We start from the raw sequence: 26,891 nt of genomic DNA, 5'->3' as shown, positions 1-26,891 counted from the left end.
AACAAGGGTAAGGGGGTTTGGGGGAAGGGACGTAGGGGTCTCCGTAACCCCTCGTCCCTACGCCCCAAGAACGGAGGCAATTTATTAATAAAGCGAAAACTTAAAAGATATTAAATCATTTAATAATTTACAATAAAAAAATATTTATATGTTTTTTCTTGATTTTTTTTACTCAATCTTATAGCCGCCCTCCAAAGGCGAAGTCTAAATTTTAAAATTTCAACAAAACATAAAATGTCTTATATTTTTTTAAATCCTAATTACAATTACTCTCAACAACTGTAATCTCTCCATCAAAATAGTAATCGTCAACCTCATTTGTTAATATAAAAAAGTCACCCTTTTTTATTGGGTAGGTTTCATCATCTACTATTAGCTTGCCTGAGCCTTCTATTACTGCTTCTAGGAGATAGGGATTTTCCCTTTTTAATTTTGTTTTGCTTTTGATTTGATATTTTCTTACTTGGAAAAATTCATTTGCTGTTAGTTCTGTTTTTTGATAAGTGTCAAATTTTTCTATTTCTTTTTTATTTTCTAGCTCATTTATTTTTATGGCTTCTTTGGATTTTTCAAGATGAAGCTCTCGCATTTTGCCATTTTTATCTATCCTATCATAATCATAAAGCCTGTAGGTAAGATCTGATGCTTGTTGAATTTCTAATATTAAACAGCCTTTTTTGATGGCATGAACTGTGCCTGCTGGAACGTAGAAAAAATCATCTTTTTTTACTTTTACTTCTTTTAACAGCTCATCCCATTTTTCTTCATCTATTAGTTTTATGGCTTGTTCTTTATTTTTGGCATTTATTCCGTAGATTATTGATGATTCATTTTCATTTAGGATATACCAACATTCGCTTTTGCCGAGAGAATTTTCAATTTTTTCTGCCATTTGATCATCTGGATGAACTTGGATTGACAAGTCGTCTTTGGCATCGATTATTTTTACCAAAAGAGGGAATTCTTTATCATTTGAATTTCCAAATAATTGCCCATGATTTTTGTATATATCTTTAAGATTTTCTCCCTTTAATTTACCATTTGTAACTATTGACGGATAGGATTCCATGGCTGAAATTGCCCAATATTCGCCTATATTTTCCCCTTCTATCTGATAAGCAAATTCACTTTTTAGTCTTTGTCCGCCCCAAATTTTTTCTAAGAATTTACCTTCTAAGATTAAAACTTTTTGCATATTAGCTCCTATAAATCTTCTAAAATACTTAGAGTATCTTTTATTTGTCCATCGCCAGTATTGTTGATATCTGTATATGGTGCACCCATTGTAACTACTATATATTCACAGCCATTTTTATATGCTAGACTTATCCAACAAAGTCCGGCTTTTTCTGTCGTTCCGGATTTGCCACCTATTATTTCAAAGCCATTTTGTTCGTAATTTTCAAGTTTTGTAAAGACTGTGCTTTGCATATAAACTCCCATTGGATGATCAGGGCTTTGACTAGATGTGAAATCTTTTTTGGTGAAAATCGCTCTAAAATCTCCATTTTTCAAAGCTTCTTTTAGAAGCATTGCCATATCTTTGGCTGATGAATAATGACCCGGCTCATCCATTCCATCTGCATTTTGAAAATGAGTGTTGGTTAGTCCTAATTCTTTGGCTTTATCGTTCATAAGGCCTGTAAATTGCAAAATTGAACCTGAGATATTTATGGCAAGACTATCGGCAGCTTCGCCTCCTGATGGCAACATTGCCCCGTAGAGCAAATCTCTGTAAGATACTTCTTCCCCACCATAAAAACCAGCCATTGAAGCATTTTCGTCGATAAGTCTTTGATAGCTTTGGGTATCGACAGTTGTTTTTGCGGAAATATCGGGGATTTTTTCAAGGCTTACAAGAACTGTCATCATTTTGGTAAGAGATGCCATAGGCAATTTTTCGTTTTCATTTACTGCCAAAACTTCCTTATCATCTGTTAGATTGTATACATAAATAGCCTTGGAGTTAAATTTAGCAATTTTTTTCATATTTTGCTGGTTTCTCCATATTACAAATAAAATTATTATTGCTAGTGGCAAAATTAAAATTGCCAGTGATCTTTTTTTCATATTTTATCCTTCTAAGTAAATTTTTATTCCTATTTGCCACCATCTGCCCTTTTTTTCCTTGTGATAAACTTTGCCAAAGAGATATTTGCCACTATCCATAAGTCTTGCAAAAATTTCGTTGTCAACTTGTGGAATGTAGCCGATTTTTTCTCCTGTTGTAAGGCAGATTTTTATAGCATTTTCGTCATATTCATTGTAAATTTCTCTAAAAAATTTTACCTTGGTATCTATTTCGATTTTTTCTTGGAGATTTTCCATATTTTCTATATAACTTGTCCCTGCAACGTAGGTATCAAAAAGAAAAATATCTTCTCCGTAGGGCTTGAATTCTTCGATTCCGCCACCCCTGTGAAAAATATCTATAAAATTTTCCTGGTCAATTTTTTCTATATCAGACATTTTTTGTAATTTCCTCTATTCTTTTTTCTAAGTATTCTATATTTTTTAAAAGAGCCTTGATTATATTTTTTATCGTTTCTTTTTGAATTTCTATTTCTTTTTCATCTTCCAAAAGATCTTTTTTGTCATAGGGAAATGAATCCTTGATTTTTTCTATAGATTCCTTTAATTTTTCAATACTTTCAGATATTCGCTGTATCTCTTGTTCTATTAATTTTTCATCTTTTAAATCCGTTTCTTCTTTGCCAATAATTAGATCGTGGTAAAGCCTTATTAGGTCAATTTGTCCATTTTTGTAAGCGTCAACGACCTTGTAGTATAAGTCTAAATCACTTGCACTAAGATCTTTGTTTAGGTCTGGGTGAAGTTTTTTTACAAGATCTCTATACTTACTTTTAAATTCTAGCATTTCTTCTGGATTCATAAGAGGTTTTTCTGATAAGTCTATGGCCCAGTCAAGGTCTTTTGCTTGTTGATTTAATTTTTCTTTAAATGATGAAAGTTTCTCATCCAAATATTTTTCTATTTCTAGGAGATATTCTTTTGTTATTTTTTCATTTCTGTTTATTTTTATATACAGTAAGTCTAATTTTCTTTTTAGCCTATCTTTTTTCATCGATAATTCGATAAATCTATATTCTAGAGCCCCAAATTCTAAAAGATAACGAACTTTTAGATTCTTACATTCTTGATAAAGCAAATGATCGTGTTCTAATATCAAAGCTTGTAATTTTTCTTTTAGTATTTTCAGCCTATCTGCGGAATTTTTTGCTTGTGGGAAAATAATTATATTAGTCATTTTTTAGCCTTTCTTATATTGAATTTACCACAAGAGCAAAGAAAAAGATAGGATAACCTATCTTTAACTTTTATAAAGAAATTTTACCAATAATTTTTAGCCTCTACCCATTAGATGTAAAATTTGTTCAAATAGAGTGTATGAATAGCCATACTGGTCATTGTCCCAGCCTAAAATATTATCTGCATCAATAATTCCTTCTGGTAGTTCCAAATTTCCGTCTTTTTGACTTATCATTGGAGAAAACTCAATTTTTTCATCCCTATATCTAAGTTTTATCTTAGAATTTGGGACAACTTCACTTGGATTTTGACAAATTAGAGTAGTCGATCTTTGTGAAACTCTATCTAAAAGATAATTCTCAACTTCACTCGTTTTACCATCTTCTGAAGTTTGCAATTCTTTAAGGCTTACTGTTGCCATTTTCCATTTTGGTACTATCAGATAATAATCTGTTCCAGTTAGGTCAATGCTCGCATCGCATGTTGTTTGCAAAATCAATCTAGGATCTGCATACTCATTATATACTGTTTGCCATTGGTATAGTTTTTTCAAAACAACTTCAAGCTCATCTTCTGCTTGGGCGTATCCCATAGGAATTATAAAGGCTTTTATCTTTTTATCATTTGGATCTAAGCCCATTGTTCTTGCCATTTTCACAAATTCATCTGCATATATGCTAGGATTTAGATCTTTTCCCTGAAGTTTTACGACATCTGTAAATTTGCCTTCACATGCATCAGTATAGAAATGATATAGGAACATTATATTTCCAAGTTCATCTACAAAAAATCTATTATCTCCTAGTTCTTTATCATCCCACAAATCATTTAAAGCAAGACCTTCCAACTTGGCGATATTATCAAAATACGCTGTTTCTGTTAGTCTTGAATCATATTGGTCGATAAGTTTTTGATATCTAGAATCAACACTTTTTTCCATCAAGCTTAGCTTATCGTCTTTTCCAATAGCAAAATTTTCCAAAAGTTCATCGTCATTTATTAATTTTCCATCAGCTAGAGAAAAATTATAAATTTTATGCTGGGTATTTCCTACATCCCAGGTATTAGTTATTTGCATATGTAGGCTTAGAATTTTGTCATCTTCATAAGCTTGAAATTCGCTGTAAATTCCTAAGAATTCGTTATCTTCTTCTCTATTTTCCAAGGAAGTTTTGTATTGTTCTTTTATGTATTGGACAATCTTATCTATATCCTCATTAGCTTTTTTAGCATCGGCAGAATCCAGCAAAATTTTTGGTACATGAATGCCATCTACTGGTTGTTGAGCGGATTTTTTATCTTTTTCTTCAATAAAATCATTCCAAACTTCCCTATCAACTACTAAGTTTGACATAGTTCCTGCTTTGCCACCACTTACGACTTTTAAGTCTTTTTTTACTCCAGACTCGTCTTCTTTTGGCAAATCATCCTTGCTTTCTTCTTTGTTCTCAGTTTTTTCTTCAGATTCATTATTTTCTTTGGAAGCTTCTTTTTTTAAATTTTCCTTTGCATTATTTTCTACTATTTTCTTATCTTCTTGATTTGTCTTATCTTCGCCCTTACAAGATATTAAAAATATCGGAAGCAGAAAAACCAATATTTTAAAAAATCTTTTGCCCATAATTTCCTCCTTTTTTATTTTGCTCGCTTAATTTTTTTGCTTAGAAAAATTTTTCTTCTTTATTATATTAAACCACCAACAATGATAAAAATAAACAACTTTCGAATTTTTATTTACATTTTTTCATAAAAACAGGCCTTGACGTGAACTTTTTAATCTATACCCAGATTAAATAGTTACATCAAGACCTATTTTTTTCTTTATTTTTATTTTTTGCTTATCCAAACAAAACTTCTAAGACTTCTCTTATATTTGCAAGTTCGATTACTTTTAAGCTTTTAAATTCGCTAATATCAAGGGAGTTTTTGGCTATAAAACATTTTTCATAACCTAATCTTTCTAATTCTTTTAATCTTTGGCGAATTTGCGGAACTTTTTTTAGCTCGCCTGTTAGACCCACTTCTGCTATGAAGACTGTTTTGTCGGATACGGATTTTTTTAAAAATGATGAGGCAATTGAAACCATGATGGCAAGATTTACTGACGGCTCTGAAAGTTTGAGGCCACCGGTGGTTTTTATTATAACATTGTAGTCAAATAAATTTAGACCTGATCGCTCTTGGAGAATTGAAATTAGAGTATTAAGCTCATCTTTTCTAAGGCTATCTCCTATTCTTTGGGGATATGGCAAGAAAGATTTGCTAACTAATGATTCAATTTCAACTTCTAATAATCTGGAAGCTTCTTTGGTTACTGCAATTGCAGAGCCTTCAACATCATTATCTCTTTGGCTTATGAAATATTGGCTGGGATTTGAAATTTCTAAAAGTCCGTCTTCAGTCATGGAAAATAAACCAATCTCTCCAGTTCTGCCAAATCTATTTTTGCTAGTGGTTAAAACTCTAAGGTCCTCGTCACTTTCTCCATCTAAGATTAAAACTGTATCTACCAAATGCTCAAGTGTTCTAAGTCCAGCCATTTCATTTGCCTTGGTCATGTGGCCAATCATAATAATCGCTCTTTTCTTTTTTGGATCTTTGGCGATTTCTACTGCTTTGTTGGCAACTTCTATGGTTTGGGTTGGGCTTCCTTGTTTGTTGTCAAATTCTCTAAGGCTAAAAGTTTGAATGGAATCCAAAAAAACTATGTCAGCATCGATTTTTTTGATTTCACTTATAGCTTGATCCATAGAATTTGTAGAAAGAATCCAAACATTTTCTGGCAATTTTGCCATAATCCTATCAGCTCTTGATTTTATTTGGCTTTCGCTTTCTTCTCCAGAAACATAAAGAACCTTTAATCCCATATCCGCATAGGATTTGGATAATTGAAGCAAAAGCGTGGATTTTCCAGCTCCAGGTCTTGCGGTAAGAATTGAAACGCTATCTCTGATAAGTCCATCGCCCATAACTCTGTCAAATTCTTTGTATGAAGATTTAATTCTAAGATCTTTATTAACCTCGATTGACTTTAATTTCTTGGCCTTATTTTCTTCAAAAATTATATTTTGATTTTTTTCTTCTTTTACGACAACTTCTACAAGGCTTCCCCATTTTTTGCAAGAAGGGCATTGACCTGCCCAAACTCCTTGGCTGTGGCCACAATTGGTGCACTGGTAAGCCTTTTTAATTTTCGCCATTATTATCCTTTACAAATTTATTTACAGAAAATTCATAAATTGCTCTTTGTGGACTTTCCTTATAAAGTTCTTCGTATAAATCTCTTGGAGTTTTTTGCTCTTCTAGCAAATCTTTAAGTGGATCTATATATTTTCTATCTTCTTTGATTTTGCCTATAATTTCAAGCATCCACTCATAAATTTTCTTATCTTCATACATGGCTTGGATGCCCCTAAGAACTGTGATTTTTTTCAAATCTTGTGCTTTTTGGTAAGTAAAGCCAGCCAAAAGATTGTAAGCGTAATCCAAAACTTCCTTATCATAGAAAATATTTTTTATTAAACTTACCGCTGCAAAGTTGTATGGGAAAGGCAAATTATCAGGCATTCTAATTTCGATATATTTTTTAACTCTTACATCAGGAAATACAATTGATAGGGCATGAAAAACCATCTCATCGCTCATATCCTGATCAAAAATTTCCTCAAAAGTTTTTTCATTGGTTGCAATGTCCTTGCCATCTTTTTTTATAAAAATGGATGGTGTTGCAAGAATTTTTTTGGCGTATTTTTCATAAGATAAGTCATTATCAAAAGAAAACGGATAAATTCCCGTCCTATCCTTATCGCAATTTTCCCAAATAGTCTGGCGAATATTGTGATTTTCGTAAACTTCTCCCTCAAAAATATAAGCATTGTCAAAAATACTATAGAAAAATGGAGTAAGAGCGTTAGCAAGGAAATATTTTTTCCTAAAATCATCTTCATCAGAATAATCTATGGCAACTTGCAAACTTGCAGAACCTTTCATCATATTGTGGGCCATAGGGCCTGCGTATTTTTCAAAATATTCATACATAAATTTGTATCTATCTTTTGGAATTCTTGGGATATCAGCGATTTTATCCTTAACTTGATAGCCAACTTCAACTAGCAATTGTCCCTTTTTATCAAAAATCGGGATAATTTCTGCCATGGTTTTTTTGTAAGTTTCAAATAATTTATCAATAGAATTTTGAGAATCCAAGGAAATTTCAAATTGAGCTGCAGGTTCAATGGAAATAGAAGCTCCATCTTTATGAAGTCCCATGATATATTCACCCTCATAAATTCCCTCATAGCCTAGGTCTTTTAGCTCTTCTAAAGATTGGCGTATACCATTTTCTCCCTCATATCTAACAGTTTCAAGAGAATTTTTATCAACAACAAAGTGTTCAACTTCAAAACCCACTTTGAAATCTTTTTCATCTTTTTCGCCAGATTTTATAAAATCGACAATTTTTTCTACCTTATCTTCGTAGGTCATAATTACCTCCGTAATTTTATATTTATATATATTATACGATAATTTTAAAAATATCTTAGAAAAGAATAAAGTTTATAAGATCTTTGACTTTAGAGAAAATAAACTTATAATTAGCCTATCATGAATAAAAAATTTGCATTTTATACTAGTAAAATTGGAATTATTAAAATTACTTATAATAAGTTTTTGGAAAAAATCGAATTAACTGATAGAATTTCTGAGATTAATGAAAGATCATCTTTATCAGACCAAGTCTTTAGGGACTTAGAAAAATATTTGAAGGGAGAGTTAAAAAGTTTTAAAGCTTTTGATATAGATAAGTTAGAAGGGACTGATTTTCAAAAAATTGTTTGGAAAGAACTTTGTAACATTCCTTATGGAAAGACTAAAACTTATAAGGATATTGCTTATGCCATTAATAGACCAAGGGCCATTCGTCCTGTAGCTACTGCCATTGGCAAAAATCCTCTTATGATTCTTATCCCTTGTCATAGGGTAATTGGCAGTGATGGCAAGCTTTGCGGCTATGCTTATGGGCTTTCTGTCAAAAAATTTCTCATCGATCTTGAGAAAAATAATATATAAGAAAAAACCACTTAAAAGTGGCTTTTCTTATATTAATTTTAGGTTTTTAGTTTATTCTTTCTGTACTTTCACCGTCAAAGAAATGAAGAGCTTCTGGATCTAGGGTGAAATCGTGAGTTTCACCTATTTTGTAATCGTAATATCCAGGTTGGCTTATTACAATATCTACTCCATCTTTTAATTTAGCATAGAGCAATTGTTCTTTGCCTAGCATTTCTATTACATCTATTGTTGCTGTTACAGCGTTGTAATCGCGTTTTTCTGCTATAAATCTTTCGCTTCTTATTCCAAGATAAACTTTTTTGCCTTCATAATTTTTGATTATTTGGCTATCTTTATCGCTTGGTCTAACTTTCATTTCGCCTGAATTGCTTACAAATAGTCCATTTTCAATCTTTCCTTCTATGATGTTCATAGTTGGTGAGCCAATAAATCCTGCTACAAAGAGATTGTTTGGTCTTTGATAAAATTCTGTTGGTGGTCCTACTTGTTGAACAATACCCTTATCTAAAAGAACTATTTTAGTTGCCATGGTCATAGCTTCTGTCTGATCGTGGGTTACATAAATACTTGTTGTATCTAGTTGATTGTGTATTCTTACAATCTCCACTCTCATTGATTCTCTTAGTTTGGCATCAAGGTTACTTAATGGCTCATCCATCAAAAATACTGACGGATTACGAACAATAGCACGACCTAAAGCAACTCTTTGTCTTTGACCACCTGAAATATCTGAAGGTCTGTTGTAAAGATAATCTTCAAGTTGCAAAACTTTTGCAGCACTTTTTACTCTTTGATCGATTATTTCCTTGCTTTCATTTTTCATATTTAAGGAAAAAGCCATATTTTCATAGCAAGTCATATGTGGATATAGGGCATAGGATTGAAATACCATAGCTATATCCCTGTCCTTTGGCTCTACTTTGTTCATTATCTTATCGCCAAAGTACAAAGTTCCCTCTGTTATAGAGTTTAAACCTGCAATCATTCTTATTAGTGTTGATTTTCCACATCCTGATGGTCCTAGTATTACACAAAAATCTTTACTAGCTATATCAAGATTAATATTTCTTATGGTGAAATTTTCGCGGCCTTCGTATTTTTTGCCGACATTATCTAATCTTACTCTCATATTATTCTCCTATCCCTTAACTGCTCCACTTGATAACCCTGATACTAGCTCATCTTGTAGTGCTAAAAACAATAGCATAACTGGTATCGCAGATAAGAATCCTCCTGCTGCAAAGGCTGGTTGATTCATTGTTCTCATATCATTTATCAAGGTAAATAATCCTGTTGCCAAAGTATAATCATTTGGATTTGTCAAAAGTATTTTTGGCATCATGTAGTCCAAAAACGGCCCTATAAAACATTGAAGAGCAATTATTGCAAGCATAGGACGAGCAAGTGGCATAATTATTAATCTATAAACTTGGAAATTGCTACAACCATCAATTCTTGCTGCCTCATCAAGTTCTGGTGAGATTGAATCTAGGTAACCTTTTAGGATAAAGGTGTTAGTTGCAATCGCTCCACCAGCATAAATTAATATTAGCATGGCAGATCTAGAAAATACTGGAATAATTCCAGAAACTATGGAATGAATTGCATAGTAAGCTGTGATTCCTGCAAATGCTGGGATAATTTGAACAAGCATTATTGTCATAAGGCTTGCTTTTTTGCCCTTAAATCTAAATCTTGAGTATGCATAACCTGTAAAAGATACAAATATTAAGGTTAGCAAGGTTGTAATTGTTGCAATCTTTAGGGTGTTTAGGACCCATCTTACAAAGTGTGTTTTTTCAAATAAATATTTGAAATTGTCCAAACCAAATATAAAGTCACTATTTAGCGAAATATATTGGCCTTGATTTGAGTTAAATGAGCTTATAGTCATTATCAATAGTGGAACCAGTATTACTGCTGCCCAGATTATCAATAGTACATAGATAAGTCCTAGGGCAATTTTGCCAGCTGTTGATAAAGGAGTTAGGTCTGATAAATATAAACTATTATCTTTATTTTTCTTTTTCTTTGTCATATTAATACTCCTTAAAAGCAGATGATTTTCTATAGCCTAAGTAAGAAATTATTATTAGGATTATAGAAATAAATATGGTTATAGCTGCTCCTATTGCTTGATACTGACTTTCCATTGTTAGCTTGTAAATATAAGATATCAAAATATCTGATGAACCAGCTAAGTTACCGTAAACTTTCGGATTGAATGGCCCACCTTGGTTATACAAGTAAATTATTGAGAAGTTGTTGAAGTTAAAGGTGTATTGGTTGATTAACATCGGAGCTATTTGGAAAAGCACAAGAGGTATTGTTATCTTAAATGTTTGCTTTAAACCATTTGCTCCATCAATACTTGCAGCCTCATACAAATCTTTTGGAATAGCTTGCAAAACTCCAGTTGTCAAAAGGAATATATATGAATGTCCCAGCCAGCCTTGGATTAAAATTAAGGCAAGTCTAGTTTGGAAAGCGTCATTTTTTATATCAAGACTGGTATTAAAAATACTGCCGAGGGTTTCTGAAAATACTCCGCCACGACTAGTCATGATTGAAAAGAACATTATTGTTATAAATGCAGGAACTGCCCATGGCAATAGATATACAGTTCTAAAGAATTTCTTAGCTTTAATTCTCTCGTTATTTACAAGAAGAGCAAAGATAAAGCCTAGAACAATTGCAAGAGTTGATGCACCTATTGTCCAAATCAATGTCCATCCAAATATTTTCCAGAAAGCTTGGCCTGCAATTCCTTGGCCCTTAGCTATAGTGATATAGTTTTCAAGCCCTATCCAATGGAATTTGTTTTGATTTTTTGGATTCATATCTGTAAAAGATATCAAAATTGCTGTAAATATTGGCACCAAAACTATAAATATAATAACTAATAAAGCTGGTGTAGTTATTAAATATGGGAAACCATCTGTACGCAAAATATTGACAGATTCAAACCAGTTATTAGGTCTAACGCCTAAACTTTCAGCTTTTTCAACTTTTCTAACATCCAAGAAACTTACTATTAGAATAAATAGGGCAATTAGCAAAAATACTATCGCCAAAATACCTTCGATCATAAAAAGTATTGATCTATCAAGTCTTCCACCATTTGCTGCAAGACTTATAAGCCCACTTATTCCCTCGCCTTGATAGTTTCCAAAACCAAGGGCATAAGGAATAGCTATTAGGTAGATAAACAAAGATCCTAGGAAAAATACCAAGGCTTTTTGCCATTGACCGTTTAAAAGTTGTCCCAAACCTGGTAAAGGCAATGAAACGATGGATCTCCAAGGACTGGTTTTTTCAGTTTCTACTGGATTTCTACGTCTAGCTTCTGCAAGATCTGAGGCAAGGATTTTCCTTTGCTCTTTTACATCTTGTTTAACTTTGTATTTTAAACTTTTTATTTCTTCTTCTAAAGAATTTTTTGGATTTAAAAATTCAATGGCTTTATTCGAATCTTCAAATCTTTTTTTGTACTTTTCTTTTTCGCTTTTGTAAGCCTTAGCAGAAATTAGGTTTTTCTCAAAAGATTCTTTCAAATTAGCAAGACTTTTTTGATATTCTTCTTCTAAGAGCTTTTTCTCTTTTGCAATTTTTTCATTTGCATCATTAAGCTCTTTTTCGCTTAATAAGCTAATTTTGTTAGACTTATCGGTTAATTTGTTTTTTAAATCCAAATCATGTTCAATTATTTGAGGTATCTGATTTAGGTAAATTTCTGCTTGTTTAGCTTTTAGGCTTGCATCATAAGTAAGATATGAATTTTCTTCATAAAATTCCACCATAGCCTTTGATATATAAAGCTTTTTATTCAAGTCCTTAAATTCACTTGAGTTTTCAGTACTAGTTTCTAAAGAATCTGCTTCTTTTTTTGCTTTATCAAGTAATTCTTTTTCTTTTTTCTGATATTCGTTAAGTTTTATGATGTATGGGTGGCTATTTCTATCAGGATTTTTGCCATCAATTATGTCTTTGATGTATTCATTTTTCCTAGGATAGGTTTTGCCACGATCATCAACTAGGTCTTTTTGATATTTCATAAGCTCCTAGGTCCTTTCTTTACTTACTATAAAATAAAATAGGATTAGATGTAAGATAATGACTAAGTAATAAAAAATCGATTTTATCCTAAATTGCAAGATAATATTTGCTAAAGATAAAACCGTTGCAAATCCAAAAAACATCTTGTAAATATTGTTTATTCCATATTTTTTTATAGTAAAAAATGTGTATAGTGAAATGATTATGGGATTTAGGACACCCAAAAACATATTCATTATGATTAAATTTAAATAGTCATCGTAGCTTATATCTGATACGTTTTTTCTAAATTCATTGAAATTATTATAATCCTTGGCTAAAATTATCGCCTCTAGCGAGATAAAAAATATTATCAAAGCCGATACTATTAGGATTTTCATCAGGAATTTTTCATCTTTTTTAAACTTATTCATTGTAATTAAAAAGGCCAATTGCTTGGCCCTTTTTTACTTATTTTAGTTAAAGTTTGCCATCATAGAATCAAATGATGCTTTTAGTTCATTATAAGCTTCTTCTTCATTCTTAGGTTCTGTTGAGTTCCAAGAAAGAATTGCATTTTTATAAGTATCCCAAACATCTCCCCATTCTTGGAATAGAGGTCTTGCAGGTGAGTTTTGGTAAGATTCTATTGTTGCTGCTATTACTGCTTTGTCAGAATCAGATAAATCAGATTGTGCATAAGTATCTGCATTTACATTTTCCAAAATTTTACCTGTTGCTTTAAATAAATCTACAGCATATTCAGGATTTACTATTTCTTTTATCATTGCATTTGCTAAAGCAACTTTGTTTTCATCTTCTTCAATTCTTGCATTGATTGCAAGTCCCCAACCACCTTGCCAGTGAGCTAAAGGTTTGCCTGCAAGTGTTAAGTTACCGATTGGTTTGATAGCCAAATTGCCTTCGCCTGCTTGTTTAGAAATTGTTGCAACATCCCATGCACCACCTATACGAGCAACTCCACCTTTGCCAGTGGTAAATGTACCATCTATATAAGCCCAACCAGCATCTGCATCAAATAATGGTGTTTTTGCTTCGTGATGTTTCTTCCAATAATCATATAGACCTTTGATTGTTGCTTGTTTTTCTGGCTCTAAATCTTTCCATTCTTTGGTCATATCAGAAAATAGTGAGCCGTCATCAGCTTTGCCTAATAATTCTATATTTGAAGAGTTTGTAGCTGCTACACCATACCAAGCATCAAATAATGGGAATAATACTGTACTTTCGTCAGCTACATCGTTTATTTCTATTGGTTTTTCAATATCTACATTTTTCTCTTTAGCATTTGCTGTATTAACATATGTTATTAGTGATTCGATATTGTATGGGAAAGCAAAATATTCATCATCTATTTTGAAGTTTCCGCCAATTCCCTTATCAAAGTCATCCCAACCACCGATTTCTTTTTGTAGAGTTTGTGAATCGATAGCTCCTAAAATATCGTTTTTGTGCAAACCATAAAGTCTATCTGCTGGAATTGCAAATAAATCAGCAACGTCTTCGTTTGAAGCATCTGTTTGATCTATGATATCTAGATGATCGAAAGAAGCAATGGTTTTTAATTCAATTTCTGCATCTGGGTATTTATCTTTAACTCTTTTAGCGGCTTCTTCATAATGTGGTAGCCAAGCTTCTTCTACTTGAACTGAAATTTTGCCACTAACGTCTGTTGGTTCTGCAGTTTCGCTAGTTTCTGTTTCTGGTTTTTGATCCTTATCGGTATCTTTGTTTGCGTCTTTGCCACCGCCACAAGCTCCTAATATGAAAGCTAATGACAATGCCATAAGACCTCTAAATGTTTTATTCATTGAATCCTCCTATATATTAACGTAATGAAAACGTTTATTATAGTTCTATTATAATTAATTATTGTTTTAAAGTCAACGAAATATTTCAATAAGTTAACTTTATAAAAATATTTAAAAAATAAAACTAAATCTAGCAAGTAAATTGCTAGTTTTTTTAAACATCTATAAGAAATATTTATATTTTTATTAAATTAATATCATTTTCTTCTAAAAAGATACTGTCATGGCTTATGACTATGACAATTTTTTCATCTGATAGGAGATTTTTTATCAAATTAATGACATCAGATTTTACCGAAAAATCTAAAAAGTTAGTTGGTTCGTCAAAAATATATACTGATTTTTTTGTAAGGATTGCATTTTCTAATTGGCAAAGTTTCTTTTGCCCTGAGGAATTATTGGCTTTTTCTTTTAAAAATCCATACTCACTTATTATTGGATCTGCTGGTATATAAACCATGTCCTCATACAAAATATTTAAGTTTTTGTCTACAATTTTTCCATTAATCGTAATTTCCCCATCATATCTACTAGTTAAATTTAGTATAGCTTCGACTAGTGTCGTTTTCCCTATACCATTATCTCCAACTATTAGGTTGATTTTATTTTTCTCAAATCTAAATGTTTTTGCCTCATGAAGTTTTTGGCCATCTTTGCCAAGACTTACATAATTTTTTATTTCTATATCATTAACTTTTTCATGAAGAAATTCCACTTTTGAAAGATTTAAAAATTCATCATAGCTTTCCATGGCAGGCTTACCGGAAACATATTCTCGTCTTATATTGAAAAGATCTAGCATAGGATCCCAAAGATTGCTTATATATATTGAAACTGCAGCATAAGAACCGGCTGTCATCTGACCTTTAATTATCAAAATTACAGATATGATTGTACTTAAAGTTATGGCAAAGTTTAAAGTTCCATAGACAAAAATATTATAAATTACACTTTCATACTTTATTTTCTTGATCAAGTTATCCTTAAAAGTCTTATAAAAAGTTTTTATATCTGGAAGTTGTCTTTTTTCTAGAAATCTTTCTTCTTTGGACAAATTTTTTTGGCTTATGATGAAACCTTTGATAGTTTTCATATCGTCAAGATGATCTGAGGAAAATTCTGCAATTTTTTCTTCGCTTTTGTAGGAAACAAAGGCTGAAATTGGGATTATTATCAAAAAAGCCAACAAAAGATAGGGCGAAATAAAATAAACTATTATACAAGTTCCTATGAATTTTATGGTGTTTAAAATAATTCTTAGGGTGTTTTTGTAAATAAAAGGTTGAACAATTTCAAAATTTTGTCCCAATTCCTGAGCAATTCTACCATCATCTATATTGTATTTTTTGCTATCGTAAAATTTTACAGCTTGGTTGATCTTTGAAAATTGATTGATATAAGCTTTCATATCGTTTTTGCCAAACAGATAATCTTCTAAAACATAAAAAATATGTATAAAAACATCTAGAAAAACTATGCAAATAATGTATTTTGTAGTAGCTTCGAGGTCTTTTCTAATAGCAGAATCAATAGCCGATGCGATAAGCATGGGACTAAGAAGCATAGACAAGATAACAATAACTCTAACGACAAAAAGCTTAATAAATTCTTTTTTGTCAGTATATTTAAAAAATCTAAGCATAAGGTCTCCTTTAATAAAATACAGCGATCAGCTATTTTAACTAATCATTAACAAACAACTCATTTATTGTAACACATACTTTATAATTTGACAAATTATTATTGTTTTTCCCCAATAAAAAAACCACCCCTAAGGATGGTTTGAAATTTTAATTGTGCAATTTTTCTATTTGCTATTGTGGCAATACCATATATGTTCATTTTCAGTTGAAACTTTCGGAAATTCTTTTGCGCAAATTTCGCTTGCAAGCTCACATCTATTATAAAATGGACAGCCTTTCTCCTTGTATTCTATTTCCATCAAATCATCTGAAATTTCATTTTCTTCTTCAATTTGAATTTTAGGGACTGATTCTAATAAAAATTTGCTGTAAGGGTGCTTAGGATTGTTGAATATGTCATCTTTTGATCCAATTTCACAAACTTTGCCTTTTAGCATTACGCAAACCCTATCGGCTATATAATTTACCACAGAAAGGTCGTGGGAAATAAATATTAAGGATAAGTTTAGGTCTTTTTTTAGATTTTTTAGTAAATTTAAAATTCCCGCTTGAACAGATACATCCAAAGAAGATACCGGCTCATCGCAAATTAAAACTTTTGGTGTTATTGCCAAAGCTCTTGCTATTCCTACTCTTTGCCTTTGACCACCTGACATTTCCTTTGATTTTCTATCTAGAAAATTAATATCTAAATCGATTAGTTTCATAACTTCTAGGATTCTTTTTTCTTTTTCCTCTTTTGAAAGGCCAGCTTTAAGATATTTTAGGGGTTCATTTATGATATTTTTTACGCTCATTGAAGGGTCTAGGGAAAGATAAGGATCTTGAAATACCATTTGGATATTTTCCCTAAGTTTTTTAAGTTCACTATCTTTAGAATAATCTAAATTTTCTCCGTCTAGATAAATATCTCCCTTATCAAATTTTTCAAGTCCTATTATTGCTCGTCCAAGAGTTGATTTCCCACAACCTGACTCGCCAACTAGACCTAGTATTTCGTTTTCTTTAACCTTTAGAGAAAAATCATCCAAAGCTTTTGTGTTGGTATTTTTGTAAGTTAATGATACATTTTCAATTTTTATAATATCTTTATTCATATTTTAAACACCTTATTTTTCCACTTTCTTTAGCATATAAACATGGTTTTTCTTTATCGCATTTTGCAAATTTTTCTTGGCACCTATCTTTGTATTTGCATAAGCTTGGATAGTCTTCTGCTAGAGGAACTGAGCCTTTGATTGCTTGAAGATCTTTTTTGCCAATTTCTGGTATAGCCTTTATCAAATCTTTTGTGTATGGGTGGTAGGGATTTTTAAATATTTCTTTTTTAAGATTTTCTTCCACAATTTGCCCACAGTACATGACGTTTATTCTATTGGCTAGTTGGGATAAAACTGCCAAGTCATGAGAGATAAATATAACTGATGTGCCTGTTGTTTCCTGCAATCTTTTTATTAAATTCAAAACCCTTGCCTGAACTGTTACATCTAAAGCTGTGGTCGGCTCATCAGCTATTAGTAATTTGGGTTGATTGATAATCGCCATTGCTATTACAACTCTTTGGCAAAGACCTCCTGATAATTGGTGAGGATATTGATTGTATCTTTTTTCTGCATCATTGATGCCGACAGATACCATGGTTTCAATAACTCTTTCTTTTATCTCTTTGCTATTTAGATTAGAATGAAGTTTCAAACTTTCGCCAATTTGCTTGCCTACTTTTTTTAGTGGATGTAAGGCTGAAACAGGCTCTTGAAAAATCATATTTATCTGTGATCCTCTTATGGCTTTTAGTTTTTTTGTGGTATCTATTTCTTTGCCATCAAATTTTATACTTCCAGATAGAATTTCAATTTTTCCTGGCAATATTCCCAAAATCGCCTTGCAAAGCATACTTTTACCGCAGCCTGATTCTCCAGCAATGCCTACAATTTCATTTTCTCTTACGTTTAGAGATAGGTCATCTATTATTTTTATATCCTTATTTTTTAATTTTTTGCCAACGCTAAGGTTTTTGATTTCCAAGATCACTTTATTTTCATTATTTGAAATCATTTTAGCTCCTTTCTATCTAAACCAAAATAATCGCTTAATTCATCGCCTAAGAAATTAAAACTTAGTGATAAAATCAAGATAAATATTCCTGGTGCTATGGATAGCCAAGGTGCGTCAAATAAATAAGTTCTACCTCTTGAAACCATCAAACCTAAGCTTGTAAAAGGTGCTTGAGCTCCAAAACCCAAAAAGCTAATTCCTGCTTCGCCAAGGATTGATTGAGGAATGCCCATGGTGTACAAAACTAAAATTGTATGCTTGATATTTGGTAAAATATGCCTAAAAATTAAGCCAAATTTATTTATTCCTGAAGCTTTGGCAGCATCAATATAGGTTAGGCTCATAATTTGTTTAGTTTGTGCTCTAATAATTCTTGCATCTGAGGCCCAGCCAAAGATAGTTAGAGCCAAAACCATAGACAAAATCCCAGATCCCAAGTTATATACTATAGCCATTGCCAAGATCATAAAAGGATAAGATAAGCCAATATCGACAATTCTCATCAAGATATTATCGATGAATTTATTTGAAACTCCAGAAATCATTCCTACGATTAATCCTAAAATAATATTTATTGTTGACGGAACAAAGCCAATAAAAAGTGACATCCTCAAACCGTAGATTATCCTAGAAAAAACATCTCTACCCAATTCGTCAGTTCCTAGCAAATGAGTTCTTGAAGGAGCTGCCAAAATATCAGCGTAGGTTGTTTCTTCTACTGTATATGGAGCAATAATCGGTGCAAACAAGGCTAATAAAATATAAATTACTATAATTGCTAGTGAAATTATTAATAACGGTCTATTTTTAATGTAATTAATAAAGTTTTTTTTCATATCATTCCACTCTTATCCTTGGATCTATCAACGAATATATAATATCAGAAATAAAATTGCCCAAAATTATTACAGAAGTTGCCAGTAAAATCGTTCCTTGGAGCAAAGGCAAATCTCTGTTGGAAAGTGCTGAAATAGACAAGGTTCCAAGACCTGGAATACCAAAAATTGTTTCTGTAATCATAGCTCCTCCTAATAGGGAAGAAAATTGTAGGATCATTATTGTTATTACTGGAAGCATGGAAGATTTCATGGCGTGTTTTATGACAACCGCTGATTTTGATAAGCCTTTTACTCTTGCCGTATCTATGTAGGATTCGTTATTTAAGGCGTTGGTAATATTGGTCTTTAAAACTCTAGTAATTTCTCCTGCATAGCTAAAACCAAGGACTAAAGCAGGCAAAATAATTTCCTTGTAAGTTCCAAAGCCTGAAATTGGTAGTAATTTTAATTTGTAGGCAAAAACATATTGCAAAAAAATCGCCATCCAAAAAGTCGGCATAGAAATTCCCAAAATTGCATTAAACATCAAAAATCTATCGATAAATTTTCCATTATATATTGATGCCAAAATTCCAAAGCCAATACCCAAAGTCCATGATACAAGCATAGCTGCACTTGCAAGTTTTATGGTGTTTGGAAAAGCATTTTTGATAATTTCAGTAACTGGTCTATTCATAATTAACGAATTGCCCAAATCTCCTCTGATTAAATTATTCATATAATCAAGAAATCTTTCCAAAACTGGTTTATCCAAGCCAAGTTCTCTTGCTACTCTTTGGTAAACTTCGGCGTTGGTTTTCTCTCCCATTAGAGCAGTGGCAGCATTTCCCGGAATTATATTCATAAGTATAAAGGTAATAAAAATTACCCCGAAAAAAATTATTAGAGATTGCAGTAATCTTTTTAAAATGAATTTTTTCATATTTTCTCCATTTGTAATTACAAAATAATACCCCTAATTCAAGTGAATTTTGGGGTATTATTAGTAAATTTCAAAATTATTTGTCAGCCATTTCTATTCCGTAAGTTGCACCAGCAACCCAACCTTGCCAGCTTAATTGTAATTTGTTTACTCTTTTGCTTGTGATGAAATAATTTACTTTTGATGCGATTGGTAAATAATCACAGTCTTCTTGAACTATTTCTTCGTCTAATTCGTTTAAAGCTTTGATTCTTTCATCCATATCAACTATAGATCTTGCTTTGTTGATTCTATCAGATAGGTCTTTGTTTGTTACGTTGTAACCGTTTATTCCACTATCTTCCATAGTAAATTGTGAATAGAAATCATCTGGATCTGCTACATCTGCTGTTACAGGACCTATGCACATAGCAAAGCCTTCACCTTTTTCTACAGTATCCCAGAAGCTTGTCATATCCATATTTTTAATTTCAGCTTCGATTCCAATTTCTTTTAGCATTGATTGTAGCATTTCATTCATTGGATGTGTATAATCTGATTCTCCATTTTGTAGGATTACAAATTTTGCACTGTGATCAAAATTAGCTTCTTCTAATAATTTTTTAGCTTCTTCAACATCTGTTTTTATTTCTGGTAATTTATCGTTGTAACCAGGCATTCCTGGAGGAACTACACCATTTAATAAAATTCCCTTATTATCATAGAAAGTTTTGTTAAATACTTCTCTGTTGATAGCTTTGGTGATTGCTTGACGAACTTCTTTTTTAGACATGTTAGGATCTTTTTGGTTGTAAACTATATAATCCATACTTGGTGCAAGGAATTTGATGATGTGACCTTCATAATCTTTGTTATTTTCATAAGATTCAAGGCTTGACTTATCTAATTTCATAAAGTCAATTTCGCCATTTTCAAACATCATTCTTTCTGTTGATTTGTCGATATTCATTAGATATCTAACGCCATCAATTTTTGCTGGACCTTTGAAATAGTCGTCATTTCTTACTAAATTAACTTCCTTATCTTGTGTCCAGTCCTTAAATTTCATGTAGCCAGTACCAACAGTGTATTCTGGGTCAAAACCAAATTTGTCTTTACCTTCTTCAACAGCTTTTCTGTTAAAAATTGATGCTGGAGCTCCACTTAGACCTGCTAAGAATGGGCCTGATGGTTCTTCAAGTGTAAATTCTACAGTATAATCATCTATAACTTTTACACCTTCAACTTTGTCAGCTTTGCCAGCTAATTTGTCTTTTGCACCTTTGATTTTTTCAAAAACTGCACTATTAACTGTTGCCTCAGCTGGATCCATCATTTTTTCTACAGTAAATAATACATCATCTGCCTTTAATTCTTCACCATTGTGGAATTTTACACCTTTTTTTAGGTGGAAAGTATAAACTGTTCCATCTTCAGAAATTTCCCATTTTTCAGCTAGACTTGGTACGATTTCTGGTGTTCCATCTTCACCAACGACAGTTTCTACTAGTCTATCGTAAATTTGGATAGGAATAAAATAATCTGCGTTTGTTTTTTGGATGTCTAAAGTTTTTGGATTTTGAAATAATGTAAGGGTAAATATTTTTTCATTATCTTCTTTAGAATCATCTTTTGTTTCTTCTTTAGCCTTCTCATCTTCACTTGTTTGTTGATCTTCTTTTGCTTGATCAGATGAGTCTTTAGCTTCTGTTGTTTCTTCGCTTTGTTTAGCAGGCTCGTTTTCTTTTGTAGCTTCTTTGTTATTGCCACAAGCTGTTAAAAGTAAACTTGCTACTAACATAAATGATAAAATCTTATGTTTCACCATTCTCCTCCTTGTATTACGTTATTATTATTTGACTACTAATTGTCAAATTACTTTGTGTATTATACCACAATTTTATATAAATTGACAAAAGATTATTTATCTCTAAAATTTATACAAATTTATGTATCTTTATGTGAATGTGATTTTCCAAAATCAAAACTACCAGCTAAGCTGGTAGTTTGCACAGCGCCTATAAGGCGCGAATACCGGCGCGCCCCTATTGGGGCTTCGAGTATTTCATCACATGCACCACTATCCCAACTGCTGCTGAAGCAGTTTTTTTATTTGTTTTTATTTGACTTCCTCTCCCGTAAACGGGTCGTAGTATTCCTTTATACTTATTTGGTCAGTGTAATAGTCTTCTTTTAATTGATTTTGTATATATTCTTTTATTTTCTTTTCATTTCTTCCCACTGTATCTACATAATATCCTCTACACCAAAAGTGTCTGTTTCCATATTTATATTTTAAGTTTGCATGTCTATCGTATATTATCAGCGAACTTTTTCCTTTTAAATATCCCATTATTTCTGATACACTATATTTCGGTGGTATTTCTACCAGCATATGGACATGATCTGGACATAGCTCTGCTTCTATTATATTTATTCCTTTTCTTGAACATAATTCTCGAAGTATGTTTCCTATATCTTTTCTTAGTTGTCTATATATTAATTGTCTTCTGTATTTTGGTGCAAAGACTATATGATATTTGCATCTCCAGCTTGTATGTGATAAAGTATTTTTATCCATGAGTGCCTCCTTACTTAATTGTGCATGTGACTATCACAATTATACTTTAAGGGGGCTTTCTTGGCGCTTGAAGCTAAAGCTAAATCCCTCCACCTGCATAGCAGGTGGTTTTTTGTTTCGCTCTCTTTCGTTCGCTCAACTCACTAAAGTGAAACAAAAAGAAAAACCACCCCTTAGGGGTGGTTTTTACTTATCTTGCTAGATTATCCTATATTTGCTTAACTAATTCTTTTTCTTCGTTTTTTGTATTTTCAAATACCAATTTGTTTCTTTTGACTGATAATTTTATTTTGCTATTTCTATCTAGTTTTCCATCTAGAATATCTTCTGCAAGTCTATCTTCTACCATTTTTGTGATGTGGCGTTCTAATGGTCTTGCTCCGTATTCTTCGTTAAAGCCATCTTTTGCCAATAGTTCTACGCTCTTTTTGTCATAGTCTATGTCTATATCTATGGCTTCTAATCTTTTTTTGGTTTTTTCAAGCATTAGTCTTGTTATTTCCACTATGTCTTTTTTGCTTAGTGGGTTAAACATTATTACTTCATCTAATCTATTTAGAAATTCTGGTGCAAAGACTTCTTTGACAGCTTTTTCTATGATTTCTTTGCTTCTTTCTTTTGATTTTTCTTCGGTATTTCCTGTTTCAAATCCTATGGTCGCTTTTTCATTTAGGCTTGATACTCCAACATTGCTTGTCATTATTATTATGGTGTTTTTAAAGTCCACCGTTCTACCTTGACCATCGGTTAATCTTCCATCATCTAGGATTTGCAATAGTATATTAAAGATATCTGGATGAGCTTTTTCTATTTCGTCAAATAATATTACTGAATATGGGTGATTTCTAACTTTTTCTGTTAGTTGTCCCCCCTCTTCATAACCAACGTATCCTGGAGGTGATCCTACAAGACGGCTTACGGCAAATTTTTCCATGTATTCACTCATGTCCATGCGTATCAAGTGATCACTAGAGCCAAATAAGTTTTCTGCTAGAGTTTTTGCCAAGTAGGTTTTACCTACTCCTGTTGGCCCTACAAAGATAAAGGATCCTATTGGTTTTGATGGATCTTTTAGGCCTACTCTTGCTCTTTTTATAGCGTGAGCCACGGATTTTATCGCCTGATCTTGGCCAATTACAGTTCCTACTAGGTCTTTGTCAAGATTTGCGTATTTTTCTTTTTCATCTTCAGTTAATTTACTTACTGGAACTTTTGACCAGCTTGCTACTATGCTTGCTATGTCATCGTAGCCAATAAATTGATTTGGTTTTTCTTTGCTTTTCTTTTCCTTACAAGCTTCCATGTCAAATTTGGCTTGATTTATCACATCTCTAAGCTCTGCGGCCTTTTCAAAGTCCTGATCTTTTACTGCTTGTTCTTTTTCCTTGATTAATTCCTCTAATTTTTCTTGAGGCTTTTTATCATTTCCTTCTTCTTGGTAGGATTTTATCCTAACCTTGCTCATGGCCTCATCTATTACATCTATGGCCTTATCTGGCAAATATCTATCGTTGATATATCTATCGGTTAGCTCAACTGCAGCATTTATGGCTTCCTCTGTAATTTCAACTTGATGGTGGCTTTCGTATTTGTCTTTTATGCCGTAGATTATTTTTCTTGAGTCCAAAAGGGTCGGTTCTTCTATTAGGATTGGCTGCATACGGCGAGTTAGGGCGGAATCTTTTTCTATATATTTTCTATATTCCGCTGTTGTAGTTGCCCCAATTATTTGTATGTCACCCTTGGCAAGAATTGGCTTTAGGATATTTGCTGCATCCATTGAACCTTCTCCAGCTCCAGCGCCTAAGACCATGTGAAATTCATCTATAAATAAAATCACATCGTCACGATCTTTAATTTCATTAAAGAATTTTTTAAGTCTTTCTTCAAAATCTCCACGATATTTGGTTCCAGCAATTATGCTTGGCAAGTCCAAAGAGAGGATTTGTTTATCGCTTATGATTTTTGGTACATTTCCTTGGACAATATTTTGGGCAAGGCCTTCAGAAATTGCAGTTTTGCCAACTCCAGGCTCGCCAATTAGGATAGGATTATTTTTTCTCCTACGCATTAGAATTTGTATGAGCCTTTCTATTTCCTTATCTCTGCCAATTACTGGGTCTATTTTTCCAGCTTTTGCTTCTTCATTTAGATTTCTTGCGTATTGCAAGACATTTTCTGATAAATTTTCACTTTTGTTAGTTTTATTATTTTCTGTCTTTAATAATTCCAAAAGATTTCTTCTTACCACGTCTTTTTCAAGACCAGATAAGAGAAACATCACATTTGTGATGGAATCTTCATCATCAAGGATTGCAAATAACACATCTTCTTCGCCAGCTGCTAGCGTTCCTCTTTGCCCTGCAATTATTCTTGCTTGTTCAAAAATTTTTCTAACTTTGCCACTTAATTCTGTAGCAGGTCTACTAGCTTCCCCTATTCCTACATTATTTATTATAACTTGCCTAAAAAGTTCGTAGTTAGCTCCGGATTTCTCCAAAGCCCTACTGGCAAGAGAATTTGTTTTCATCAAGGCTAAGAGCAAATGTTCACTACCGATATAATCGTGATTTAAACTGTAGCTTTCACGTCTAGCCTCTTGGGTTAATTTGTTTAATCTGTTAGCTTCCATTATCTCTCCTTCATATATGAGTTTAGAAAACAAGCTCTTTTGGGGTCATTTTTGCCCTCATATTTCTTATTTACAAGCTTATCAATTAAATAATCAATTTCGTCATTGGATAAATCTGTATCACAGTCTAAATTATTGTATTTTTTAAGTTTGTAAAGCTCATTGGCAATAATTTTGTTATTAGATAATTTCCCACTTCTTAGATTATTTAATGACAAGGCTATTTCTTCTTTTACTTCTTCATCGTCAATATTATTTAAAATTTTATAATCTCTTCTAAATCTTCTCTCATTTCTTACAAGCGTATCGACATTTTCTGACATTGATCTTATGAAAGAATCCATATCATCTCTGTAATTTCCAAAGTTTTTGATCAGATAAAGGCAATCTACAAATTCATCATAGTCCAAAGGCAAAAATCTTGTCCCAATCATACCATGACTTGCCAAAGCTTGTTTGAAACCAACATATGTTTCATCCCTATCTACAAGACCAAACAAAAACATCTTTAGTCTTATCTCAACTCCCGAACCAGCATTTCTGGCATCGCTTGTTAGATAACCATATTCTGGAGAAAAAGAAAAGTTTATTTTATCATCCAAAAAACTTTCGATTTCCTTGGCTTTTTTGTAAGATTTTTTAAAATCCATGCCAAAATTTCTAATGTTGATTGAAATATGATCCCTATCGTTGATTATTATCAGATAATCATCTTTGATAATTGCAGCCATTTTAAGGTTTTTTTCATACCAATCTTCTGATAAAATCAAATCGCTAACTAATTTGTCAAGGACTTCTTCATCAAGATCTGATAAAAGAATAAGTTCATCTTTATAAATTTCTCTTAAAATGTCAATTGTTTTTTGGCTATCTTCAAAACTCATGGTCGTTGGATAGTCAAAGTCTTGGATATTTCTTCTTATGGATAAGTTTGAATTTAGAATTATATCTTTAGCATAATCTATCAATTTTGCACCTTCATATTCAAATCATCTATACGCTCTTTAAGAATCTGTGCTTGCTCGTAATCCTCAGTTTCAACAGATTGGTTGAGTTTTTCTTGCAAGGATTTTATCTGTAGAGCAACTTCCTTAAATTCTCTTTCAGCCTTTGGGAAATCTCCCCTGTAAGTATCAAAATTGTTAAAAGATTTTAGAATTTTTTCTGTTAGCTTATGGTTAAGTTTGTAGCATTGATTGCAACCAAATTTGCCAACTTTTATATTTGACTCAGGATTCCCGCACGATGGGCAAGTTTTCTGATTAATACTTTTTAGATAGTCAAAAGTTTTGTTATTCAAATTAAATTTAAAGTCATAGTAACTATCGATCATATTATCCAAAGACGGTATAAAATTCTCAATCAAATCTCCCAAATCTAATTTGTCAAAATCGATTTTATTAACTACTTGATTAGACTTGCCAGCATTGGTCATATCCATATTTGTATATTTTTTTAAGCAATCTTCGCATAGATAAAAATCGTGGACATAACCATTAACAATAGCTCTAACGCTTATATTTGCATCTTTTCCACATTTTTCACACTTCATAATTAACTCCTTGCTAAAATACTTAAAATCATATTTTTTATGATATCTGATCTAACAAAATTTCTCATATCACTTGTTATTTTTGCCAAGGCCTTATCGCTAGTTGCATATTTTGCCAGCAAAAATTCATCCTCGTTTAAGTATTCTCTATTATATAAGTCCTTAAACAAACTATCAGCGTTTGCTTCAGTCATTTGTTCGTTTAAATTTTTTACCAAATAGGATAAATAATTATCCTCCTCAACTATAGTAATGATTTTAATAAAGCCGTTACCGCCCCTCTTACTTTCAATTAGATAACCATTGTGAGGGGTAAACCTTGTTGAAAGCACATAATTTATTTGACTTGGAGCACAATCAAACTTTATAGCCAAATCATTTCGTCCAATTTCAAGCATTCCATCAGTTGATTGGTTAAGCATTGCCTTTAAAAATTCTTCTATATCTGATGTTAGACCCGCCATAAAATCACCATCTT

The 26,891-nt window shown here is 32.1% G+C and carries 24 protein-coding genes; 1 reads left to right on the top strand and 23 read right to left on the bottom strand.

Translation table 11 applies throughout. The features are described from left to right. Positions 1-256: 256 nt before the first annotated feature. The 7 genes from manA to GAN53_RS03660 form a co-directional block, all read right to left on the bottom strand. Positions 257-1,195 carry a mannose-6-phosphate isomerase, class I gene (gene manA, locus GAN53_RS03690; protein ID WP_151409637.1) on the bottom strand — a complete coding sequence of 313 codons (939 nt, stop codon included), beginning with the start codon at positions 1,193-1,195 and terminating at the stop codon, positions 257-259. Between the two features lie 8 nt (positions 1,196-1,203). Next, positions 1,204-2,070, bottom strand: coding sequence for a D-alanyl-D-alanine carboxypeptidase family protein (locus tag GAN53_RS03685; RefSeq protein WP_151409636.1), 867 nt, complete (start codon positions 2,068-2,070; stop codon positions 1,204-1,206). A 3-nt stretch (positions 2,071-2,073) separates the two neighbouring features. Next, positions 2,074-2,469, bottom strand: coding sequence for an HIRAN domain-containing protein (locus GAN53_RS03680; RefSeq protein ID WP_151409635.1), 396 nt, complete (start codon positions 2,467-2,469; stop codon positions 2,074-2,076). Beyond that, positions 2,462-3,268: a hypothetical protein gene (locus GAN53_RS03675; RefSeq protein WP_151409634.1), complete on the bottom strand. Its 807-nt coding sequence runs from the start codon at positions 3,266-3,268 to the stop codon at positions 2,462-2,464. The genes GAN53_RS03680 and GAN53_RS03675 overlap by 8 nt, the downstream gene beginning before the upstream one ends. A 96-nt stretch (positions 3,269-3,364) precedes the next feature. Continuing rightward, positions 3,365-4,891 (bottom strand): hypothetical protein, encoded by a 1,527-nt coding sequence (locus GAN53_RS03670; RefSeq protein ID WP_151409633.1) that lies wholly within the window; start codon positions 4,889-4,891, stop codon positions 3,365-3,367. Between the two features lie 217 nt (positions 4,892-5,108). Then, positions 5,109-6,470 (bottom strand): DNA repair protein RadA, encoded by a 1,362-nt coding sequence (gene radA, locus GAN53_RS03665; protein ID WP_151409632.1) that lies wholly within the window; start codon positions 6,468-6,470, stop codon positions 5,109-5,111. Next, entirely contained in the window at positions 6,457-7,755 is a 1,299-nt protein-coding gene (locus tag GAN53_RS03660) for a glutamate-cysteine ligase family protein (RefSeq protein ID WP_151409631.1), read from the bottom strand. The genes radA and GAN53_RS03660 overlap by 14 nt, the downstream gene beginning before the upstream one ends. A 120-nt stretch (positions 7,756-7,875) precedes the next feature. Between GAN53_RS03660 and GAN53_RS03655 the strand changes: the two genes are divergently transcribed. After that, complete coding sequence (locus GAN53_RS03655; protein WP_151409630.1) at positions 7,876-8,340, top strand: methylated-DNA--[protein]-cysteine S-methyltransferase; 465 nt, start codon at positions 7,876-7,878, stop codon at positions 8,338-8,340. Between the two features lie 46 nt (positions 8,341-8,386). Here the strand turns inward: GAN53_RS03655 and GAN53_RS03650 are convergent, their stop codons facing one another. From GAN53_RS03650 to GAN53_RS03575, 16 genes are all read right to left on the bottom strand, one after another. Further along, a complete protein-coding gene (locus GAN53_RS03650) occupies positions 8,387-9,472 on the bottom strand; it encodes an ABC transporter ATP-binding protein (RefSeq protein ID WP_099321316.1) in 1,086 nt (361 codons plus the stop codon). A 9-nt stretch (positions 9,473-9,481) separates the two neighbouring features. Then, on the bottom strand, positions 9,482-10,381 hold the full coding sequence (locus GAN53_RS03645; RefSeq protein WP_151409629.1) for a sugar ABC transporter permease: 900 nt from the start codon (positions 10,379-10,381) through the stop codon (positions 9,482-9,484). A 1-nt stretch (position 10,382) separates the two neighbouring features. Further along, entirely contained in the window at positions 10,383-12,398 is a 2,016-nt protein-coding gene (locus tag GAN53_RS03640) for an ABC transporter permease subunit (protein WP_151409628.1), read from the bottom strand. 6 nt (positions 12,399-12,404) lie between these two features. Further along, on the bottom strand, positions 12,405-12,812 hold the full coding sequence (locus GAN53_RS03635) for a hypothetical protein (RefSeq protein WP_151409627.1): 408 nt from the start codon (positions 12,810-12,812) through the stop codon (positions 12,405-12,407). A 42-nt stretch (positions 12,813-12,854) separates the two neighbouring features. Continuing rightward, positions 12,855-14,210, bottom strand: a complete 1,356-nt coding sequence (locus GAN53_RS03630; RefSeq protein ID WP_151409626.1) for a sugar ABC transporter substrate-binding protein — start codon at positions 14,208-14,210, stop codon at positions 12,855-12,857. A 175-nt stretch (positions 14,211-14,385) separates the two neighbouring features. Then, positions 14,386-15,852, bottom strand: coding sequence for an ATP-binding cassette domain-containing protein (locus GAN53_RS03625; protein ID WP_151409625.1), 1,467 nt, complete (start codon positions 15,850-15,852; stop codon positions 14,386-14,388). A gap of 165 nt (positions 15,853-16,017) precedes the next feature. Then, positions 16,018-16,950 carry an ABC transporter ATP-binding protein gene (locus GAN53_RS03620; RefSeq protein ID WP_151409624.1) on the bottom strand — a complete coding sequence of 311 codons (933 nt, stop codon included), beginning with the start codon at positions 16,948-16,950 and terminating at the stop codon, positions 16,018-16,020. Further along, a complete protein-coding gene (locus GAN53_RS03615) occupies positions 16,943-17,908 on the bottom strand; it encodes an ABC transporter ATP-binding protein (protein ID WP_151409623.1) in 966 nt (321 codons plus the stop codon). Before GAN53_RS03615 ends, GAN53_RS03620 begins: the two co-directional genes overlap by 8 nt. Next, complete coding sequence (locus GAN53_RS03610) at positions 17,905-18,744, bottom strand: ABC transporter permease (protein WP_151409622.1); 840 nt, start codon at positions 18,742-18,744, stop codon at positions 17,905-17,907. Before GAN53_RS03610 ends, GAN53_RS03615 begins: the two co-directional genes overlap by 4 nt. 1 nt (position 18,745) lies before the next feature. Further along, complete coding sequence (locus GAN53_RS03605; RefSeq protein ID WP_151409621.1) at positions 18,746-19,669, bottom strand: ABC transporter permease; 924 nt, start codon at positions 19,667-19,669, stop codon at positions 18,746-18,748. A 76-nt stretch (positions 19,670-19,745) separates the two neighbouring features. After that, on the bottom strand, positions 19,746-21,476 hold the full coding sequence (locus GAN53_RS03600) for an ABC transporter substrate-binding protein (RefSeq protein WP_225791808.1): 1,731 nt from the start codon (positions 21,474-21,476) through the stop codon (positions 19,746-19,748). A 291-nt stretch (positions 21,477-21,767) separates the two neighbouring features. After that, a complete protein-coding gene (gene tnpA / locus GAN53_RS03595; protein ID WP_151409620.1) occupies positions 21,768-22,229 on the bottom strand; it encodes an IS200/IS605 family transposase in 462 nt (153 codons plus the stop codon). Positions 22,230-22,437: 208 nt separating this feature from the next. Next, positions 22,438-24,861: an ATP-dependent Clp protease ATP-binding subunit gene (locus tag GAN53_RS03590; RefSeq protein ID WP_151409619.1), complete on the bottom strand. Its 2,424-nt coding sequence runs from the start codon at positions 24,859-24,861 to the stop codon at positions 22,438-22,440. After that, complete coding sequence (locus GAN53_RS03585; RefSeq protein ID WP_225791807.1) at positions 24,861-25,829, bottom strand: ATP--guanido phosphotransferase; 969 nt, start codon at positions 25,827-25,829, stop codon at positions 24,861-24,863. The genes GAN53_RS03590 and GAN53_RS03585 overlap by 1 nt, the downstream gene beginning before the upstream one ends. After that, the gene (locus GAN53_RS03580; protein WP_151409618.1) at positions 25,826-26,413 is read right to left on the bottom strand and encodes a UvrB/UvrC motif-containing protein; all 588 of its coding nucleotides are present in this window, start codon (positions 26,411-26,413) and stop codon (positions 25,826-25,828) included. Before GAN53_RS03580 ends, GAN53_RS03585 begins: the two co-directional genes overlap by 4 nt. 2 nt (positions 26,414-26,415) lie before the next feature. Beyond that, entirely contained in the window at positions 26,416-26,877 is a 462-nt protein-coding gene (locus GAN53_RS03575) for a CtsR family transcriptional regulator (RefSeq protein WP_151409617.1), read from the bottom strand. Positions 26,878-26,891 lie beyond the last annotated feature (14 nt).

Origin of the sequence: Anaerococcus sp. Marseille-P9784 (genome assembly GCF_902500265.1) — a bacterium.
Lineage (GTDB): Bacteria > Bacillota > Clostridia > Tissierellales > Peptoniphilaceae > Anaerococcus.
The sequence above is the reverse complement of the archived record's forward strand: the minus strand, read 5'-3'. Positions and strand labels throughout refer to the sequence as shown.